General features: G+C 68.4%; 21 protein-coding genes. 10 read left to right on the top strand and 11 right to left on the bottom strand.

Annotated elements, in window-relative coordinates; translation table 11 throughout:
* Positions 1 to 12: 12 nt before the first annotated feature.
* Entirely contained in the window at positions 13 to 636 is a 624-nt protein-coding gene (locus tag ABZ824_RS29070) for a hemolysin III family protein (protein ID WP_356966860.1), read from the bottom strand.
* Positions 637 to 931: 295 nt separating this feature from the next.
* On the opposite strand from ABZ824_RS29070, the gene ABZ824_RS29065 reads away from it, so the two are divergent.
* Together ABZ824_RS29065 and ABZ824_RS29060 are read left to right on the top strand one after the other, a co-directional pair.
* Entirely contained in the window at positions 932 to 1,711 is a 780-nt protein-coding gene (locus ABZ824_RS29065; protein ID WP_355078588.1) for an isoprenyl transferase, read from the top strand.
* A 61-nt stretch (positions 1,712 to 1,772) separates the two neighbouring features.
* Positions 1,773 to 2,363 carry a hypothetical protein gene (locus ABZ824_RS29060; protein ID WP_356966771.1) on the top strand — a complete coding sequence of 197 codons (591 nt, stop codon included), beginning with the start codon at positions 1,773 to 1,775 and terminating at the stop codon, positions 2,361 to 2,363.
* A gap of 6 nt (positions 2,364 to 2,369) precedes the next feature.
* Here the strand turns inward: ABZ824_RS29060 and coaA are convergent, their stop codons facing one another.
* Positions 2,370 to 3,302 carry a type I pantothenate kinase gene (gene coaA / locus ABZ824_RS29055; protein ID WP_355078590.1) on the bottom strand — a complete coding sequence of 311 codons (933 nt, stop codon included), beginning with the start codon at positions 3,300 to 3,302 and terminating at the stop codon, positions 2,370 to 2,372.
* A gap of 181 nt (positions 3,303 to 3,483) precedes the next feature.
* Between coaA and ABZ824_RS29050 the strand changes: the two genes are divergently transcribed.
* On the top strand, positions 3,484 to 4,683 hold the full coding sequence (locus ABZ824_RS29050; RefSeq protein ID WP_356966769.1) for a DUF885 domain-containing protein: 1,200 nt from the start codon (positions 3,484 to 3,486) through the stop codon (positions 4,681 to 4,683).
* Between the two features lie 161 nt (positions 4,684 to 4,844).
* On the opposite strand, the gene ABZ824_RS29045 is transcribed toward ABZ824_RS29050, so the two are convergent.
* Both ABZ824_RS29045 and ABZ824_RS29040 read right to left on the bottom strand, forming a co-directional pair.
* On the bottom strand, positions 4,845 to 5,294 hold the full coding sequence (locus tag ABZ824_RS29045) for a nitroreductase/quinone reductase family protein (RefSeq protein WP_355078592.1): 450 nt from the start codon (positions 5,292 to 5,294) through the stop codon (positions 4,845 to 4,847).
* Between the two features lie 11 nt (positions 5,295 to 5,305).
* Positions 5,306 to 5,767, bottom strand: coding sequence for a PaaI family thioesterase (locus ABZ824_RS29040; RefSeq protein WP_356966767.1), 462 nt, complete (start codon positions 5,765 to 5,767; stop codon positions 5,306 to 5,308).
* A gap of 93 nt (positions 5,768 to 5,860) precedes the next feature.
* On the opposite strand from ABZ824_RS29040, the gene ABZ824_RS29035 reads away from it, so the two are divergent.
* Positions 5,861 to 6,439 (top strand): TetR/AcrR family transcriptional regulator, encoded by a 579-nt coding sequence (locus tag ABZ824_RS29035; protein ID WP_356966765.1) that lies wholly within the window; start codon positions 5,861 to 5,863, stop codon positions 6,437 to 6,439.
* A 115-nt stretch (positions 6,440 to 6,554) separates the two neighbouring features.
* Positions 6,555 to 7,850: a serine hydroxymethyltransferase gene (glyA, locus tag ABZ824_RS29030; protein ID WP_355078595.1), complete on the top strand. Its 1,296-nt coding sequence runs from the start codon at positions 6,555 to 6,557 to the stop codon at positions 7,848 to 7,850.
* A 12-nt stretch (positions 7,851 to 7,862) separates the two neighbouring features.
* Here glyA and ABZ824_RS29025 read toward each other — a convergent pair whose 3' ends face one another.
* The gene (locus ABZ824_RS29025) at positions 7,863 to 8,615 is read right to left on the bottom strand and encodes an MBL fold metallo-hydrolase (protein ID WP_356966763.1); all 753 of its coding nucleotides are present in this window, start codon (positions 8,613 to 8,615) and stop codon (positions 7,863 to 7,865) included.
* Between the two features lie 69 nt (positions 8,616 to 8,684).
* Between ABZ824_RS29025 and ABZ824_RS29020 the strand changes: the two genes are divergently transcribed.
* Positions 8,685 to 9,269, top strand: a complete 585-nt coding sequence (locus ABZ824_RS29020; protein WP_356966761.1) for a TetR/AcrR family transcriptional regulator — start codon at positions 8,685 to 8,687, stop codon at positions 9,267 to 9,269.
* 7 nt (positions 9,270 to 9,276) lie between these two features.
* Here ABZ824_RS29020 and ABZ824_RS29015 read toward each other — a convergent pair whose 3' ends face one another.
* From ABZ824_RS29015 to ABZ824_RS28995, 5 genes are all read right to left on the bottom strand, one after another.
* The gene (locus ABZ824_RS29015; RefSeq protein ID WP_356966759.1) at positions 9,277 to 10,017 is read right to left on the bottom strand and encodes an ESX secretion-associated protein EspG; all 741 of its coding nucleotides are present in this window, start codon (positions 10,015 to 10,017) and stop codon (positions 9,277 to 9,279) included.
* A complete protein-coding gene (locus ABZ824_RS29010; RefSeq protein ID WP_356966757.1) occupies positions 10,014 to 11,210 on the bottom strand; it encodes a hypothetical protein in 1,197 nt (398 codons plus the stop codon). The genes ABZ824_RS29015 and ABZ824_RS29010 overlap by 4 nt, the downstream gene beginning before the upstream one ends.
* Positions 11,211 to 11,228: 18 nt before the next feature.
* The gene (locus ABZ824_RS29005) at positions 11,229 to 11,807 is read right to left on the bottom strand and encodes a DUF3558 domain-containing protein (RefSeq protein WP_356966756.1); all 579 of its coding nucleotides are present in this window, start codon (positions 11,805 to 11,807) and stop codon (positions 11,229 to 11,231) included.
* Positions 11,804 to 12,190, bottom strand: coding sequence for a hypothetical protein (locus tag ABZ824_RS29000; RefSeq protein ID WP_356966754.1), 387 nt, complete (start codon positions 12,188 to 12,190; stop codon positions 11,804 to 11,806). The genes ABZ824_RS29005 and ABZ824_RS29000 overlap by 4 nt, the downstream gene beginning before the upstream one ends.
* A 199-nt stretch (positions 12,191 to 12,389) precedes the next feature.
* On the bottom strand, positions 12,390 to 13,586 hold the full coding sequence (locus ABZ824_RS28995; protein WP_355078602.1) for an FAD-dependent monooxygenase: 1,197 nt from the start codon (positions 13,584 to 13,586) through the stop codon (positions 12,390 to 12,392).
* Between the two features lie 113 nt (positions 13,587 to 13,699).
* Between ABZ824_RS28995 and ABZ824_RS28990 the strand changes: the two genes are divergently transcribed.
* Both ABZ824_RS28990 and ABZ824_RS28985 read left to right on the top strand, forming a co-directional pair.
* Positions 13,700 to 14,416: a TetR/AcrR family transcriptional regulator gene (locus ABZ824_RS28990; protein ID WP_356966752.1), complete on the top strand. Its 717-nt coding sequence runs from the start codon at positions 13,700 to 13,702 to the stop codon at positions 14,414 to 14,416.
* Between the two features lie 23 nt (positions 14,417 to 14,439).
* Complete coding sequence (locus ABZ824_RS28985) at positions 14,440 to 14,862, top strand: limonene-1,2-epoxide hydrolase family protein (protein WP_355078604.1); 423 nt, start codon at positions 14,440 to 14,442, stop codon at positions 14,860 to 14,862.
* A gap of 7 nt (positions 14,863 to 14,869) precedes the next feature.
* Here ABZ824_RS28985 and ABZ824_RS28980 read toward each other — a convergent pair whose 3' ends face one another.
* Positions 14,870 to 15,142 (bottom strand): hypothetical protein, encoded by a 273-nt coding sequence (locus ABZ824_RS28980; RefSeq protein WP_039800723.1) that lies wholly within the window; start codon positions 15,140 to 15,142, stop codon positions 14,870 to 14,872.
* Positions 15,143 to 15,228: 86 nt separating this feature from the next.
* On the opposite strand from ABZ824_RS28980, the gene ABZ824_RS28975 reads away from it, so the two are divergent.
* Positions 15,229 to 15,597 carry a DUF488 family protein gene (locus ABZ824_RS28975; protein ID WP_355078605.1) on the top strand — a complete coding sequence of 123 codons (369 nt, stop codon included), beginning with the start codon at positions 15,229 to 15,231 and terminating at the stop codon, positions 15,595 to 15,597.
* Positions 15,598 to 15,863: 266 nt separating this feature from the next.
* A complete protein-coding gene (locus ABZ824_RS28970) occupies positions 15,864 to 17,249 on the top strand; it encodes a PhoH family protein (RefSeq protein WP_355078606.1) in 1,386 nt (461 codons plus the stop codon).
* Positions 17,250 to 17,411: the final 162 nt, after the last annotated feature.

Here is a 17,411-nt window from a genome sequence, read left to right as displayed (position 1 = left end):
GACTCTATGCGCTCAGCGCAGGACGACGAGCCAGACCGCCGCGTAGTGGGTCAACGCCGCGAGCACCGTGGCCGCGTGGAAGAACTCGTGGTGCCCGAAAACCCCCGGCCACGGGTTCGGCCATTTCGTGGCGTAGAGGATCGCGCCGCCGCTGTAGAACAGGCCGCCGATCAGCAACAAAATCAGCGGTGCGATGCCGATCTGGCCGTTCAGTTGTCCGGCCACCGGCACGATGGCCCAGCCCAGCAACAGATAGAGCGGAACGCCGACCCAGCGGGGAGCGCCGGGCCACAGCAGTTTGAGCGCCACTCCGGCCAGCGCGCCCGCCCAGACCACGACCAGCAGCGTCTGCCCGGTTCGTCCGGGCAGGCCGAGCAGGGCGAAGGGGGTGTAGCTGCCCGCGATGAACAGGAAGATCATCGAGTGGTCCGCTCGCTTCATCCGGATGCGAGCGCGGGCGGTCGGCCAGGTCACCCGGTGGTAGACCGCGCTGACGCCGAACAGCCCGCACACGGTGAGCCCATAGATCAGCGTCGACCATCCCGCGGTCGCCGAGACCGTGCCGGCGGTGGCGATCAGCACGACGGCCGCGATCGCCGCGACGCCGACGGCCCAGGTGTGGATCCAGCCCCGCATGCGCGGTTTGACCAGCGCCCCGGCGAGTGCTTCGCCCGCCGTGGCTGGGGCTGGGGCTGGGGCTGGGGCTGGTGTGACCGTTGCCGCATCGGCGGCGCCGACCGATTCGGACACGAGTACCTCCTAAGGGAACAGCCGGAGCAGTCTTTCCGCGGCCCAACGCCGGACCGAGTGGAGACGAGGTAGTTGAACCCGCCAGTAACCTACGCAACCGTAACTTGCGTGCTCCTGGCCACTGTACCGGCGTATCGCGGTCGATGCCGCGTTCGTGTCGCCGAGGCGTAGGGTTGCCCGCGTGGAACTTCCGAGTCAGGTGCGGGGTCTGCCGTATCGCATCTACGAGGCCCGGCTGTCCAGGCAGCTGGCCGGCAAGCAGCATCCCCGGCACGTCGCGGTGATGTGTGACGGCAATCGCCGATGGGCGCGGGAGAACGGTTTCACCGACGTCAGTCACGGCCATCGGGTCGGCGCGCTGAAGATCGCCGAGCTGGTCGGCTGGTGTGCGGCCGAGGGCATCGAGATGGTGACCGTCTACCTGCTGTCCACCGAGAATCTCCAGCGTGATCCCGATGAGTTGGAGACGCTGTTCGAGGTCATCACCGACGTGGTCGAGGAGCTGTCGGCGCCGGAGCAGAACTGGAGCGTGCGCATCGTCGGCTCGCTCGACGGCTTCCCCGAACTGATCGCCAAGCGGATGCGCACCGCGGCCGAGCGCACCGACGGCCGCAACGGAGTGCACGTCAATGTCGCGGTCGGCTACGGCGGCAGGCAGGAGATCACCGACGCGGTGCGCTCGCTGGTCCGCCAGGAGATCGCCGCGGGCGAGACCGGCGAGGACCTGGTCCAGTCGATCACCGTGAACGCCATCGGCCAGCACCTCTACACCTCCGGCCAACCGGACCCGGACCTGGTGATTCGCACCTCCGGCGAGCAGCGGCTGTCCGGGTTCCTACTGTGGCAGAGCGCATACTCGGAGATATGGTTCACCGAGGCGTACTGGCCGGAGTTCCGCCGGGTGGATTTCCTGCGGGCGCTGCGCGACTTCGCCGCGCGTCATCGCCGTTTCGGCGTCTGACTCGATGTCGGTGCGCTGAATCCCGCTCCGGTATCGTTCTTCTCGCGTACCGTCCGGTCTCATGAGCTCGTTCGACCGCCGGCCCGCGCTGGGCGAACCGGACGACTCGATCAGCTATGCGGACTTCGGTAGACGCTTCCTGGAGTACGCCGCCTCCGAAGCGCGCATCGCGGGCGCGTTCGACCAGCTGACCGGCAGCGCATTCGATTTCGGCCCCATCGGGGTCGGTCCCGGCCGACTCGCCAAGGTGACCGCCCAGGTCAGGCTCGGGTCGTCCAGGCTGAGCCGTCGCGACGACGAGACCATCGCGTTCGAATTGATAATCCCGCTGGAGGTCGATCTGCTGCTGCACCTGGCGGTCGACCGGCACCGGTTCCACGTACAGGGCACCGTGCACCTGCACCTGACGGTACGCACGGCGGCGCCCCTGCGGGTGGTGATCGATATCGCGGAGCCGCGGCCTGCCGACGTGCACATCGATGTCGCCGCCGCCACGCGGCGCGGGCAACTGCTGCGCGTCCTCGCCGGCGTCGATCACGAGATCAGGCGTTTCGTCGCCCGCTATATCTCCGCGGAGATCCGTAAGCCGCACATCGCCGCGGTCCGCGATATCGATGTCGCGCAGCGACTCGACGAGGCGTGGAAATTGTAATCGGAATCACAATTTCCGTAGCCGCAGCCGATTGATGCTGTGGTCGGCGTCCTTGCGCAGCACCAGGGTCGCGCGCGGGCGGGTGGGCAGAATGTTCTCCACCAGATTCGGCCGGTTGGTGTTGTTCCAGATCTCCTGCGCGGCGGCGGTCGCCTGCTCGTCGGTGAATCCGGAGTAGTGGTGGAAATGCGCGTTCGGGTCGGCGAATGCGGTCTTGCGCAAGGTGAGAAACCGTCGCACGTACCACTTCTCGATGTCCTCGATACGCGCGTCGACGTAGATCGAGAAGTCGAACAAGTCCGACACCATCAGGCGCGGACCGGTCTGCAGCACGTTCAACCCCTCCACGATCAGAATGTCGGGTTGGCGCACGCAGTGCAGCTTGCTCGGCACGATGTCGTAGGAGATGTGCGAATACACCGGGGCGCAGACTTCGGCCGCACCGGATTTCACCTCGGTGACGAATCGCAGCAGGCTGCGGCGGTCGTAACTCTCCGGGAAACCCTTGCGGTGCATGAGGCCGCGCCGGGTGAGTTCCGCGGTGGGATAGAGAAATCCGTCGGTGGTGACCAAGTCGACCCGCGGGTGGTGATCCCAGCGCGCCAGCAGCGCTTGCAGTACGCGCGCGGTGGTGGACTTGCCGACCGCGACGCTGCCCGCGACGCCGATCACGAACGGTACCTGCTGGTCGGGATGGGTTTCGCCGAGAAATGTCGCGGTCGCGGCGAACAGTCGCTGACGAGCGGCCACCTGCAGGTGGATGAGACGAGCGAGCGGGAGATACACCTCCGCGACTTCTTCGAGATCGATCTGTTCCCCGAGACCGCGCAGGCCGATCAGTTCTTCCTCGGTGAGCACCAGGGGAGTCGATTTACGCAGGGTCCGCCACTGTTTCCGGTCGAATTCCACGTAGGGACTCGGCTCGCTCATTCGTGCCATTTACCCGACACTCCGTTTCAGCAAACACGCACGGTTACCGTGCGGATCCGGTGAGATTCGGTCTAGCTGTCGCCGCATAGGCGAATTCTGCTCTGCGTCAGCATCGTGGGCCGAGCGGGGTACCACTACCGGCTGGTAACCGACTCGATGACACAGGTGTGAGCCGCTAATGTCGGCTGGCATGGAAGCGCATCCGCTCGTGACCGAATACCTGCGGCTCGGCCTCGCGTTCGACCGGCTGGAGGAAGGATTCGTCGACGCCTACACCGGTGATCCGGCGCTGCGCCGCGAGGTGCGGAACGCGCCCGCACCGCAGCCGCGCGAGCTGGCTCGCCGTGCCGCCGAGTTGCGCGCCGCGGTGCCGGAGGCCGGATTGGCGCCCGAGCGCGCCGAGTTCCTCGACGTGCACCTGCGCGCGCTGGAGTGCTCCGGACGGAAATTCGCGGGCGATGACATCGGCTTCATCGAGGAGGTGCGCGCCTACTTCGACGTCGACATCGCGCCCGGTGACGTGGACGACTACCGCGACGCGCACCGGCGGATGGACGAGGTGCTCGCCGGGGACGGTCCGCTGGCCGAGCGGGTGGCCGCCCATCGCAAGGCCGACGAGATCCCGCCGGAGCGGTTGGCGGTGTGCGTCGAGGCGTTCTCCAGCGCGTTGCGCGAGTTGGTTCGCGCTCGCTACCCGCTACCCGACCACGAGCACGTCACCTACGAGGTGGTCGGCGACAAGCCCTGGTCCGGGTTCAACTACTACTTGGGCAACTACCACTCCCGGGTCGCGATCAACTCCGACCTGAAGCAGCACATGGCGCACCTGCCGCAGCTGATCGCGCACGAGTCCTACCCGGGGCACCACACCGAGCACTGCCGCAAGGAAGCCGGGCTGGTCGCCGCCGGTCAGGCCGAGCAGACGCTGTTCTTGGTGAACACGCCGCAGTGCCTGATGGCCGAGGGGCTCGCCGATCTGGCGTTGCGTTCGATCGTCGGCCCCGGCTGGGGCAAGTGGGCGCAGGAGATCTACGCGGATCTCGGGCTGCGCTTCGATGGCGAACGTGCCGAACGCCTTTCGAACGCCTCGGCAGACCTGCTGAGCGTGCGCCAGGACGCCGCGCTGCTGCTGCACGACCGGGGCCGGTCGCACGACGAGGTGGCGGAGTTCTTGCAGACCTGGAGCCTGACGACGCCGGAGCGGGCGCGCCAGTCGCTGCGCTTCCTGTCCTCGCCGCTGTGGCGGGCCTACATCTCCACCTACGTCGAGGGATACCGGTTGCTGGGCGGCTGGCTCGATCGCGCGGCCGACGCCGAGGACCGGGCCGACCGTTTCCGCAGGCTGCTCGACGAGCCACTCACTCCCGGGGCGGTACGCGCGGCGGCGTGAGGGCTACCGGATCGCCGCGCAGCCCTGTCCGCCCGTGGAGATGCTGCGAACTCTCACCACGGAAACCGAATCGGTGGCCCGGCCGTACGTCGCGGCCTCGGCGCGATCGTCCGCGCACGGCCGCCGCGTCTGTCGAGCGGTCGCGGATTTCCGGTGCGCGGTCAAGCTCCGGCGAAGGTGATGCGCACCGAGATCGGATCGCTCTCCAGCGCTTTCATCGTTCGTTCGGCGACGGCGGCCGAGACGCGGCCCTTGGCGAAGGTGCGCGAGCGAGCCACCACATCGTCCTCGGGCACGAAGGAGGCCGTTCCGGTGCGCCACTCTGTGCCCAGCCGCAGCCTGATGTGCGGGTCGGCGGCGATGTTGCGGGCCCAGCCGGACCGATAACCGTGCTGCGAGATCAGCCACGCGCCGGTCTCGTCGATCGACGCGGTGACCGGCACCCGCCGCGGCTGACCGGATCTCGCGCCGACCGTCTCCAGTTCGGCGATCAGCGACGACCGGATGCCGAGCCGGTCGAGCAGGCCGACGGCCGGGTTCACCAGGTAGCGGCCGATGAGGCGTTCGCGCCGGAATTTGCGTACCGCGGCGCTCGGTGTTCGTCCCGCCATGACAGTCCTCCTCAGGATCGATGTGGGCGGAAAATGGCGCAGGTGGTGGTGGCGTGCGCGACCAGGCGGCCCTGCTCGTCGACCACGCGTCCCTCGGCGGTCGCGGTGGTGCGCCCGAGGTGGATCGTGGTGCCGGTGGCGGTGAGCCGCTGTCCGTCGGTGGGCACGGCCCGGATGTAGTTGATCTTCAGTTCCAGCGTCGTGTAGCCCACGCCTGGCTCCAGGGTGGTGTGCACCGCGCAGCCCATCACCGAGTCGAGCAGGGTGGCGCAGATGCCGCCGTGTGTGGTGCCGAGCGGGTTGGCGAAATCGGGCCGGGTGCGCAGCGCGAAGACCACCTTGCCGTGCTCGAGCTCATCGACCTCCATGCCGAGCAAGTCACCGATGAACGGCGGGCGATCCGTTCTGGTCATCGCGATACGCAGGAGTTCCAGACCGGACAGCTGAGTCGGGTCGACGGTGGTTTCGGACATGAATCGCATCCTTTCGATGAACCGATCGGTCCACATCTGACATGATTGCAACATGGACCGATCGGTTCACGCAACAGTGAGCAAGGAATTCGCATGACCGCAGGGCCGCGCACCAGGCTGATCGAAAGCGCCATCGAACTCGTTCGCGAGCAGGGCGTGCACGCCGCCGGACTGGCCGCCTTACTCGAACGCGGCAACGCCTCGCGCAACTCGCTCTACCAGCACTTTCCCGCAGGAAAAGGTGAGTTGGTCGAGGCCGCCACCCGGGTCGCGGGAGCCCGGATCGCCGGAGTGGTGGAGAAGATCACCGCCGCGCCGCCCCCGGGCTGGTTCGATTCGTTGCTCGGCTGGTGGGTCACCACACTGGAGCAGACCGGATACCGCGCCGGGTGCCCGATCCTCGGGGCGGCGCTGGCCGAGTCCGAGCCGCGAGTGCAGGCCGCGGCGGGCGAAGTGTTCGCCGACTGGCACGAGCGGCTCGGCTCGGCGCTCGCCGATGCGGGTATGTCCGCCGAAGAGGCGCGCTCCTTCGGCAGTTTCGTGTTCAGCGCGCTGGAGGGAGCCATCGTCCAGTCGCGGGCGATGAAGTCCACCCGGCCGCTGGAAGACGCCCAGCGGCATCTCGCGGTGCTGTTGGAGAACTACTTGCCGGAGGGCGGCGCGTCCCGCTGAGCGCCTGTCCACCGGATCGAGTGTGGTCCGGCGGACCGCGTGCCGAGCCTGTGCCGACCGAGAGGGGTGAACCCCCTGCTCGAGGACAACGCCGACGGCCCATAGACTGAGGCACGTGACGCAGACGACCGCCTCTGTCAATTCCCAGTCTCTCGGTGAGCTCGATCCGGAGCTCGCTGCCGCGATGGCAGGCGAGCTCGCCCGCGAACGCGACACGCTCGAGATGATCGCCTCGGAGAACTTCGTGCCGCGCGCGGTGCTGCAGGCACAGGGCAGCGTGCTGACCAACAAGTACGCCGAGGGCTACCCGGGGCGGCGCTACTACGGCGGCTGCGAGCACGTCGACGTGGTGGAGACCTTGGCGCGCGACCGCGCCAAGGCGCTGTTCGGCGCCGAATTCGCCAACGTGCAGCCGCATTCCGGTGCGCAGGCGAACGCCGCGGTGCTGATGTCGCTGATGGACCCGGGCGACAAGCTGCTCGGTCTCGACCTCGCGCACGGCGGTCACCTCACCCACGGCATGCGCTTGAACTTCTCCGGCAAGCTCTACGAGGTGCACTCGTACGGAGTGAGCAAGGAAGACCACCGCGTCGACATGGACGAGGTGCGCGACATCGCCTTGCAGGCGCGTCCGAAGGTGATCGTGGCGGGCTGGTCGGCCTACCCGCGCCACCAGGACTTCGCGGCGTTCCGCTCGATCGCGGACGAGGTCGGCGCCTACCTCTGGGTGGACATGGCGCACTTCGCGGGTCTGGTCGCCGCCGGTCTGCACCCCTCGCCGGTGCCCTACGCCGACGTGGTGTCCTCGACCGTGCACAAGACCCTCGGCGGTCCCCGTTCCGGCTTGATCCTGGCCAAGCAGGAGTACGCCAAGAAGCTGAACAGCTCGGTGTTCCCGGGCCAGCAGGGCGGCCCGCTCATGCACGCCATCGCAGCCAAGGCCGTCGCGTTCAAGATCGCCGCGGGCGCGGAGTTCAAGGATCGCCAGGAGCGCACCCTGTCCGGCGCGAAGCTCCTGGCCGAGCGGCTCACCGCCGCCGACGTCAAGGGCAAGGGCATCAGCGTGCTCACCGGCGGCACCGACGTGCACTTGGTGTTGGTCGACCTGCGCAATTCCGAACTCGACGGCCAGCAGGGCGAGGACCTGCTGCACGAGATCGGTATCACGGTGAACCGCAACGCCGTTCCGTTCGACCCGCGTCCCCCGATGGTCACCTCCGGCCTGCGCATCGGCACCGCCGCGCTGGCCACCCGCGGCTTCGGCGACACCGAGTTCGCCGAGGTCGCCGACATCATCGCGAGCGCGCTGGCCGGTGGCGCCGACCTGGACGCGTTGCGCGCCCGGGTGAGCAAGCTGGCCAAGGACGTCCCGCTGTACGACGGCCTGGAGGACTGGCGCCTGCTGGGCTGAATCGCCGAGCGCTCAGGACGACACGATCAACGGTTGTCCAGGGGCTAGGACGTGGACGGACGTCTCCGGCGCGATAGCGGCGGATGCGTCGACGTAGAGCCCGGGGTCGCGCTGAGCCTTCGTCATCACGCGGTCGCCGATCGGGCCGCTGGTGAACGCGTAGTGGATGGGCACGGCAAGGCGCGGGCGCAGGGCTCGGGTGAGTTCGGCGGCCTGCGCGGCGTCCATGACGACCTGCCGGTTGAACGCGGGGCGGATGCGCAAACCGTTGACCGGTAGCAGCGCCAGGTCGAGTTCCGGATAGCGCACGGCCACCTCGTCCAATTCGGCGATGCGCAAAGTGTCGCCGCCGAAGAAGACGCTCGTGTTGTCGGCGCGCAGGACGAAGGTGATCTCGGGTACGCCGTGGCGTGCGGGCGCCGCGGTGACCTCGATCGGGCCGAGGTGGGTCTGCTCCCACGGATCCAACTCGACGACATTGCGGAATCCGGCGGCACGGACCCGGGATGCGAGGCCGCGGACGACCGCGAACGGGACGGACTTGTCGGGGTAGGCCGCCAGTGCGCCGAGATCGCAGTGATCGTAGTGGCCGTGGCTGATCACGACGCCCGACAGTTCGGGCAGGTCCGCGGCGGTGGCAATGCTGCGCGGCTCACCCTGTCGATAGAAGGGCCGCTCGGACAGCCACGGGTCGGTGAGAATTCTCGCTCCCCCGAAGTCGAGCAGAACGCTGGCATGCACTACGCGAGTCACAGTGACCGACATCGAATTTCCTGACTAGACGGGTGTCTGCTGACAGTTGTTAGTGGACACCCGTCTTGTTAATCTGTCAAGGTGCCGCCACCGAAGAGGAATCGAAACCCCCGCGGTGCGGGAAGCAAACTGCGCGAGGACTTGATCGAGGCCGCGAGTGGCCTACTGGAGACGCTGGACGGTCAGGAGTCGCTGTCGATGCGCGCCGTCGCGCGCGCGGTGGGCATCGCGCCGCAGAGCATTTACCTGCACTTCGCGGATCGACGGGAACTGCTGACCGCGGTTTATGAGGCTCGCTTCGCCGAGTTCGGCGCCGTGCTGACGGCCCTGCCGGACGGCGATGCTGCCACTCGGCTGCGCGAGATCTGCCGGGCCTACTGCGCATACGGCTTGCACCATCCCGGCCATTACCGCGTGTTGTTCGCGACCGCGGGCACCCCGGGCTGGGAACCGACCGACGCTCAATTGCCCGGCCTGCCGGTTTTTCGTCACCTGGTGGATGCGGTGGCGGCCACCGGCAGCGCCGATCCCACCGCTACCGCGGCTTGCCTGTGGGCGGCCCTGCACGGTCTGGTGATGCTGCGCCAGGATCGCCCGAGCTTTCCGTGGCCGGATCTCGACGTGCTGCTCGACACCCTCGTCACCGCCCACCTCGCGGCGCGGTGATCCGGTACTACCTGTCCATGCGCGCCTTCGCCCGCACGATCGCCTCGTCCAGGTAACGGGCGATATCGGCGCTGGTACCCGGCCGGATCATCAGGGCGCGGTTCGCGGGCACTTCGCAGTAGCGGCCGTCGGGCGTGTCGATCCAGCGGAGGCGGCCGGTGCGCAGCGGTTCGGCGTTGCGCGGCCCGAGCAGCACGACGGCGGTGCCGCGGGTGGCGCACGACTGCCGCCAGAAGCGCCGGTAACGCTCTTTCGCCTGGCTGGCGGGCGCGTTGCCGAACACATCGGGGCGCTCGTCGTTGAGATCGTCGAGCAGGAAGCTCTTCTCACCCACCGTTCCCGCCGTGGCGTCCGGGAGCAAGCGCACCACTTCGGTGGCGAGCTGATCGACCCGGCAGCGGCGCAACCGGACTCGGCCGCCGTCCGGCGCGGGCGACTGCACGGCGAGCAGGCCGGAGCCGGAACGGGTGCCGCAGGCGACGGCGCGCAGTTCGACGCCCGCACGCGTGTTGTCGTAGCCGAACAGCTCGATACGCCAGTCCGGAACGGCCAGCGTGCTGATCGCGCTGCGCAGTGGCAGCCGTTCGTCTCGCCCGAGCTCGGCGCGGAACTGCTGCTGATACGCCTGGTACTCGTTGAGACCGGGGAAGCGGCTGGTGAACCGGAACGGAAACGGCATGCGGTCCAAGCCCGTTGCGAACCACGCCGCGGCGAACTGCTCGGCCGACAGTGACCACTGCGCCGTCATTGCTCACCGAGTACCGGCGGCACCGTCGGTTTCACCTCGCCGAGCAACTCTTTCGCGTGCTCCTCGGTGCGCAGGTACTTCGGCGACTTGTGCTCGTCGTCGTCCGTGCGCCTGCCGCGCATCCCCGGCGGCATCATGCCCGGGTACCCCGAAGCGCCCGTCGCTCCCGGGCGCCCCGGTGCGGCGGGTTGCCCGTTCGCCGCGGCGGGGACGGTGGGCTGGGCGGGCCGAGAGGTGCCCGGGCGCGCTTGGTTGTCCGAGGCGTTCGGGGTTCCGGTCGTGCCCGGGGTGGCCGGCTTGCTCGGCGTGCCGTTCGGTCTGCCGTTGAACGAGGTCGGGACGACGGTGGTGGGCGTCGTTTGCGGCGGCGAGGAGGAGGGCGCGACCGATGTGGCCGAAGTGGACGTCGGCGTCCTCGCGGCGGTGGATGCCGGAGTGGTCGGCGTGGCGTCCTGGCTCTGGGAAACCGCCTGAGAGGTGACGGTTTGCGGTGTGTTCTCGGCTTCCGGCTGCGCTTGGCCCGCCTGCTCGCCGTCGTCCGCCGAACCGGCGGGGGAGGCGGTGTCCGCGGCCGAAGGCGCGCTGCCGGATGGGGAGTTGTCCGTGGACCGGGCGCCCGCCACGGCCTGCGAGCCGACGTCCGCGCTCGTCTCCACGCCCGTGCCGGTTTCGGCACCGATCGGCGCCGCGGCGGCCGGAGCGACCGGGGGCGGGAGCGTCGGGATAGCCGGAGCGGTGGCCACGTACGGCTGGATGTACTGGGTGTTCATCTCGTCGCGGGCCTGCTCCTCCCGCGAATTGCGCTGTGCCGGATCGGCCGTGCCAGTCGAGGTGTCCAGCAGATCCGGCACCGACAGCTTGAACTTCGCCGCGGCGTCCGCCGCCGCCGACAGCGGCAGACTCTGCGCGCCGAGTGCGTCACCGAGTTCGCCCACCCGCGCCGCGTAATCTCGCACGCCGCGGACCGCGCTGTCGGCCGCCGCCCCCTCCCAGTGCTGCTCCACCGCGTTCTTGATCGCGTCCTCGAAGCGCTGGCCCGCGTTCGTCACCGCAGCGGCGATGGCCGACCACGCGGCGAACGCACCGTCGAGCGCGGCCGGATTCATCGCCTCGGCAGCCTGTTTGATCTCCGCGTGCGAGAAACTCTGCGCGTTCTCCGGATCGGTGATCGCGCGTCCGTCGGTCTGTCTCATGATCGCTTCCCCCGGTGTTCAGCTGCCCGCGGGCAGCAGCGGTGCGACTGCTCTGGCGATATCGGTGGCGATATCGCAGGCGACGAGGTGCTTGTTCGCCGACGTCTGCGGCACATTCGTCAGGATGTAGAGCGAGCCGGATCTCATTTCGACGTTGATCGTGCAGCCGCCCGGTACGTCCGGACGGGCTTCGTAGCGGACGGCTTTCCGATCGCCCGCCGAGATATCCACGGCAGCAGGGTATTTGCTGCGTACCTGTTCGATGGTGCCGTTGGTGGTCTCGACGACGAATCCGTACCCGGCCCGCGCGACGTACCGGCACCCCCGCCAGGTGACGCCGCCCTGGCTGTCCTGTTTGGGTTCCGGGGGTCTCGAGTCCCACTGGCGCTGCGCGAGCAAATGGGGTGTCAGTGCGGTGCAGGGATCGAACGCGGGCTGTGCGTTCGTCTGTGGTGATGCGCTCGAACGGGACTCGGTCGCGCCGGTGGCCGATGTGGCCGGATCGTTCGATGTCGTCCCGCCGCATCCGGAGAGCAGGACCGAGCTCGCCGCTCCCGCGACGAATCCGATTGCCCGAAAGGCTGTTCCGGCCTTCATACGCTGAGCTCCCGCAGTGCCGCCGCGAATTCCGTATCGGTCCGAACGTAGCCGTCGCGGATGGCTTCGAACATGGATTTGATCTCTTGCGCCACGGAGATGTACTCGGTGAGGGTGTCGAAGGCGTTGTTCGGGCCACCGAAGGCCTTTTCGCGGAACAGCCGCACCAGTTCGAGGGCGGAGGTCAGCTTCGGATTGCCTTCGCCCAGCCCCCAGTGCTGCCGCTCACCGAGCTCGCGCGCGTCGGTTTGTGCCGCGACGAGCGTGTCGATCAACTCCTGGCAGGCCCGGTCGATGTCCACGAACGCTTGCGGGTGCATCCGCACCCGCAACGCCCCGGTTTTCGCAGCTTCGATGTACCCGGGAAACGGGCTGTCCGCCATTGCCGCCCCTTCCGTCAGTGCCGTCTGACCTTATAGACGCAACCCGTCTCGCTCCGGTTCCATCGAAGCACAGCCGAATCCTCTGGTCGCCCCGTCGCGCCGCTCGTCGTCGGCCGCGCGACGGTTCCCAACTGGGATGTTGTGCCGGGCTCCGGCGGGTGCGGCGGGGCCGATCGCTGTCAAGGCCGCTGACGAGCGATCAGCGCGCGTTCGCCGCGGCGACCAGCGCGGGGTAGTCCCGCAGATCGATGTCGTTGGCGGCGTTGTCGCCGAATTTCGCCATCAGCGCGAACATCCGGGAACCGAGGAACCAGTTGCGCATCTTGATGCCCCGCGCGGTCTTCGGGGCCAGGAAGCGACCGGCGTTGCTGTTGCCCGCGATCTTCGCGTAGCGCTTCATGTGCTCGTCGTAGCGAGCGAAGGCGACAGTATGGTCGCCGCCCGCCAAGGCCAGTTCCCCCGCGATGACGTACGCGCCGACCACGGCGAGCCCGGTGCCGAAGCCGCCGAGGGTGTTCCCGTACCCGGAGTCGCCGACCAGCGCGACACGTCCTTTGGTGTAACCGTCGGGCATCTGGACCTGGCTGATCGAGTCCATGTAGAAGTCGCCGAATTCGGTGAGCTCGGCGAGCATTCGCGGCACCTCCCACCCGACTCCGGCGAAGGTCTCGGCGAGGATGCGCTGCTGAGCGGCGATGTCGTCGCGGGCGTAGTCGAGCTCGGGCGCGGCGAACATGTACATCTGCTGTGCCTTCGGTCCGCCGCTGACCGCGAGTCGGCCGGGAGCGTTGTGGCCGCGGGCGACCACCCGCTCGCGCGGTCCGGTGGTCTTGCCGCTCCACGGGCTGGCGCCCGCGACGGCGTAGTAGTAGCCCAGGTGCTTCACGAAGTCCCGCTCGGGACCGAACGCCAACCTGCGAACCCGGGAGTGGATGCCGTCGGCGCCGAAGACCAGATCGAAGGTGCGGGCGGCCGCGTGCTCGAACTCGACGTGCACGCCGGCCGAGGTCTCGGTGAGCGCGGTGATCGAATCGCCGAACAGGTATTCGCAACGGTCGGCGGTGCGCCGGTAGAAGATCTCGGCAAGGTCGCCGCGCAGGATCTCCACATCGCCGCCGGTGAAATCACCCGACATCAGCGCCAGCTCGGCGCCCCGCTCGTCCACGAAGACGGTGTCGGTCGTGCCCGTCTTGCGCTGCTCGATGTCGTCCAGCACGCCCATCCGTTCCAGCACGGTGCGGTGGGTGCTGCCCTTGAAGTCGATCGCCTGACCGCCGGGGCGCAACGCCGGAGCGCGCTCGACGACGGTGACCGCGAAGCCGTAGCGGTGCAGCCAGTAGGCCAGCGCGGGTCCGGCGACGCTCGCGCCGGAGATGAGCACGGTGGTGTTGCGCATGGAGTTCTCCTCGTCTCAAATCTGTGTCCAATGGAAACTGTATCCGATGGACGCTGATTAGCGTATGGTAGACACAGTTTCACGTCAAGACGTTCTCCGGAAGGATTTCGGGCATGCCGACACCGACCACACTGGAACTGCTCTGGGGGACCGGTCAGCGGCCCAAGCGCGGACCGAAGCCCGCGCTGTCGCTGGAGCGGATCGTCGCGGAGGCCCTCGCGCTGGCCGACGCCGAAGGGCTGGCGAACTTGTCCATGCAGCGGCTGGCCGAGCGCCTCGGCTTCACCAAGATGTCGCTGTACCGCTACGTGCCGGGCAAGGCCGAACTAGTCGCACTGATGCTGGACACGGCGCTGGGCGCGCCGCCGGAACTGAGCGCGGGCGAGGAGGCGTCGGAGAACGACTGGCGCGACCTGCTGCGCGTGTGGTGCGAGACGATCTACGCGCGCTTCAGCGCCCACCCCTGGTCGATGGAGGTGTCGGTCGGTTTGCGGCCGGTCGGCCCGAATGAAGTCGCATGGATGGAGTCCGCGCTCGGCGCACTCGCCGGGACCGGGCTCACCGCCGCCGAACGGCTGGACACGATCGTCCTGCTGACCGGGCATGCCCGCAGCCTGGCGCAGCAGGTGCGACTGGCGGACGCCGACGAATTCGAGAAGCAGATAGCGGCTCAGTTCGCCGAAATGGTGGCCGCCGCGGCCGATCGATATCCGGCCGCGGTCGCCGCGTTCGCGGAGGGCGGCGCGGCCGCGGGCGGGGACGGCGCGCTGAAGTTCGGCATCGAGCGCATCCTCGACGGACTGGCCGTGCTCATCGCGCGCCGCGGGTGACCGCAGCGGCCTACGCTCGGACCATGACCGACGAACCCGACCTGAAACAGGACTCGACCACCACGGTGCGGGAGTTCTTCGCCGCGCTGGAAATGGGCGCCTCGGAGGAGGCGATCGACCTGTTGCACCCCGACATCGTCTGGAAGAACACCTCGCTGCCCGATGTGAAGGGCATCCGCCGGGTCGGCGGCGTGCTGCGCGGCCTGCGCCGCGACTGGCTCGGCTTCGGAGTGGACATGCACCACATCGCCGCCGACGGCGAGGTCGTGCTCACCGACCGCACCGACTACCTGCGCTTCGGTCCGGTGCGCGTCGGGTTCTGGGTGACCGGCACCTTCCGGCTACGCGACGGCCGAATCATCTTGTGGCACGACCACTTCGGTTGGGCGAACTTCCTGCGCGGCACGGCTGTCGGCCTCTGGCGCGCGGCGCTCACCCGCCGCTGACCTGGTCTCAGGAGTGCTGGGCCAGGTAGTCCAGATAGACCGGTCGCAGCACCTCGGCGACCGCGCCGTCACCGGCGTGGACGTAGTCGTCGAGCATGGGCAGCACGTACTTGATGTCCGCCTCGCTTTCGCCGACATTGCCCGCGGCGGCCTCCGCGGCCGGGATCGACGTGAGCAGCCGCCACAGGAACTTCACATCCCCCCGCCGCACGGCGAGCTTCATCGCCCGGTCGTGCAGTTCCTTCGACGACAGCTTCTCCAAATCCTCGTTACCGGACATACCAGCGACTCTATCCGCCGAATCGGGCGACAGCGACCGCGTGGCGAATCCCGTCCCGGCCCGGACGTCGTGCTGCGATAACCGCTATGACACCGCAACCCCGGCCCGGCTTCCGGATCAAGCGCGTCTACGACGATCCCGACCCCGACGACGGCACCCGGGTGCTGGTCGACCGGCTCTGGCCGAGGGGCATCACCAAAGCGCAAGCGCGGGTCGATCGCTGGCCCAAGGCGCTCACCCCGACCACCGAATTGCGGCGCTGGTTCCACGCCGACCGGGACGCGCGCGGCCCGGAATTCGCCCGCCGCTACCGTGCCGAACTCGCCGCGCCGGAGGTTCAGCAAGATTTGCGGGATTTACGCGCCCTGGCAGCCGAAGCTCCGGTGACATTGCTCACGGCCGTACAGGATCCGGCGCACAGCCATGTTCCGGTGTTGCTCGACGTGCTGCGCTGAACCCTCGCGACGTGCGGGTTTACGACATGTTCACGGACACGCCTCGCAGTCCCCGAGCGCGGACACCGTAATCGGAGGTAGCGTCGGGTGTGCGGGCCGCGGCGGTGTGGCTCGTACGGGAGGTCCTGACCGTGACTGAGCTACTCAGTACGAGGGGGCCGGAGCCCGGCCCTCGTGGCATCTGACGGCAACGTCGGGTCCATCAGGACGGACCGGTCCAGCGAGATCGTTCGTGCGACTGCCGCATGAACACAGAGGAGCCCACCGTGACTGCTGCACGCTCCGTTTCCGCTCCCTCGGCGAACTCCCGCTCCGCGAAAGGCGGAGCCGCCGCGAAGGGGGCCCGCCCCTCGCAATTACCCGGCAAAACCTTCGTCATCGACACCTCCGTCCTGCTGTCGGATCCCGGTTCCTTCACGCGGTTCGGCGAACACGACGTGGTGTTACCCCTGGTGGTCATCAGTGAACTCGAAGCCAAACGGCACCACCACGAGCTGGGCTGGTTCGCGCGAGAAGCTTTGCGCAATCTGGACGATCTGCGCCTGCAACACGGCAGGCTGGATCAGCAGGTGCCGATCGGCACCGAGGGCGGAACGTTGCAGGTGGAACTGAACCACACCGATCCCGCGGTCCTTCCGGTCGGCTTCCGCACCGACACCAACGACTCGCGGATCCTGGCCTGTGCGCTCAATCTCGCGGCCGAGGGCCGCGAAGTGGTGTTGGTGTCCAAGGACATTCCGCTGCGGGTCAAGGCCAGTGCGGTGGGCTTGCACGCCGACGAGTACCACGCGCAGGACGTGGTGACCTCGGGCTGGTCCGGCATGGTCGAGCTCGACGTCAGCACGGCGCGCATCGATCAGCTCTACGCCGAGTCGGTGATCGATCTCGACGAAGCGCGAGAACTGCCCTGCCACACCGGCGTCCGGCTGCTCGGCGTCAGCTCGAGTGCGCTGGGCCGGATCACGCCGGACAAGCGGGTGCAATTGGTCCGCGAGCGCGAGGCGTTCGGGCTGCACGGGCGTTCCGCCGAGCAGCGCATCGCGCTCGACCTGCTGCTGGACGAGAGCGTCGGCATCGTCTCGCTCGGTGGCCGGGCCGGGACCGGCAAGTCGGCGCTGGCGTTGACGGCGGGCCTGGAGGCGGTGCTGGAACGGCGCACGCAGCGCAAGGTGGTGGTCTTCCGCCCGCTGTACGCGGTGGGCGGCCAGGACCTGGGCTATCTGCCCGGCACCGAGAGCGAGAAGATGGGCCCCTGGGCACAAGCGGTCTTCGACACGCTCGACGGGCTGGCCAGCCGCGAGGTGATGGAGGAGGTGCTCAGCCGCGACATGCTGGAGGTGTTGCCGCTGACCCACATTCGCGGGCGGTCGCTGCACGACTCCTTCGTGATCGTGGACGAAGCCCAGTCGTTGGAGCGGAATGTGCTGCTCACGGTGCTCAGCCGTCTGGGAACCGGCTCGCGGGTGGTGCTCACCCACGACGTGGCCCAGCGCGACAACTTGCGCGTCGGCAGGCACGACGGGGTCGCGGCGGTGGTCGAGAAGCTCAAGGGCCATCCGCTCTTCGCGCACATCACGCTGACCCGTAGCGAGCGCTCGCCGATCGCGGCGCTGGTCACCGAGATGCTGGAGGAGTACGGCCCCAACGCCTGATCCCGCGACGCGGCCGACGGCGTGTTTCACCGCATGTCCGGTGGGTATCATCGGCCGCGATAGCAGTTCGATATGACCCGGTGGCCGCTCGTCGGTCACCGGGTCATCGTCTGACCAACGGCCGAGGCTATGCGCGGCGTCGTCACGGAATCCGTGGTGCGC

The organism is Nocardia sp. NPDC047038 (genome assembly GCF_040644075.1).
In the GTDB taxonomy this organism is placed as follows: Bacteria; Actinomycetota; Actinomycetes; order Mycobacteriales; family Mycobacteriaceae; genus Nocardia; species Nocardia sichangensis.
Note: the sequence above shows the minus strand (reverse complement) of the source record. Positions and strands in the feature narration are given on the sequence as shown.